At 63.7% G+C, this 1,132-nt stretch carries 1 protein-coding gene; it reads right to left on the bottom strand.

Features of this window, described 5'->3' with window-relative positions; all coding sequences use genetic code 11:
- The coding region (locus tag DY218_RS24290; protein WP_267899386.1) for an amino acid adenylation domain-containing protein at positions 1-1,113 on the bottom strand (1,113 nt) is incomplete at its 3' end.
- Between the last annotated feature and the right edge of the window lie 19 nt (positions 1,114-1,132).

Consider the following 1,132-nt stretch of genomic DNA (forward strand, 5'->3'; position numbering starts at 1 on the left):
ACCCCGCACCCCACCAGACCCGGCACCAGCCCCCGTCAGGACCTCCTCGGTCACCGCCGGCAAAGCCTTCCGATCCACCTTCCCGTTCGCCGTCAACGGCAACGCCTCCAACACCACCCACACCGACGGCACCATGTACTCCGGCAACACCCCCGCCACCGCCGAACGCACACCCTCCACACCAGCCTCAGCACCCGTCACATACGCCACCAACCGCGGACCACCCGACCCATCCACAGCCACCACCACCACCGCATCCCCCACACCCTCAACCGCACGAACCGCCGCCTCGATCTCCCCCAACTCCACCCGACGACCCCGCACCTTCACCTGATGATCACGCCGCTCCAAAAACTCCAACTGACCATCCGCACGCTGCACCACCCGATCCCCCGTCCGATACATCCGCGCACCCCCACCCACAAACGGATCCGCCACAAACACCGACGCCGTCCGCACCCCATCACCCACATAACCCCGACCCACACCCAAACCACCCACAAACAACTCACCCACCACACCCACCGGCACCGGCCGCAACTCATCACCCAACACATACAACCGCGTATTACGCACCGCACCACCAATCGGAACCCGACCACCACCCACAGCCACATCACCCACACCCACCACCGCATGCGTCACATCATCCGAGCACTCCGTCGGCCCATACGCATTCACCAACGGCACCCCCGGAAACCACCCCAACCACCGCTCACACAAATCCACCGGCAACGCCTCACCCGTCACCACCAACCACCGCAACGACCCCAACTCCGGAACCACACCCTCCCCATCCCACACATCCAAAACCGCCCGCAACAACGACGGCACCACCTCCAACACACCCACACCCTCATCCCGCACCACACCGAACAACCCCACCGGATCCGAAGCCAACCCCACACCCGACACCCGAACCCGACCACCCACCACCAACGGCGCCAACATCTGCCACACCGACACATCAAACGTCAACGGAGCATTCTGAACCACCACATCACCAGCAGAAAGCCCCAAATCACCCACCTTCGCCCACACATGATTCACCATCCCCACCCGATGAACCATCGCCCCCTTCGGACGCCCCGTCGAACCCGACGTAAACATCACATACGCCAAATCCAACCCC

It is taken from the genome of Streptomyces triticagri (assembly GCF_003429565.1).
Taxonomy (GTDB): domain Bacteria; phylum Actinomycetota; class Actinomycetes; order Streptomycetales; family Streptomycetaceae; genus Streptomyces; species Streptomyces triticagri.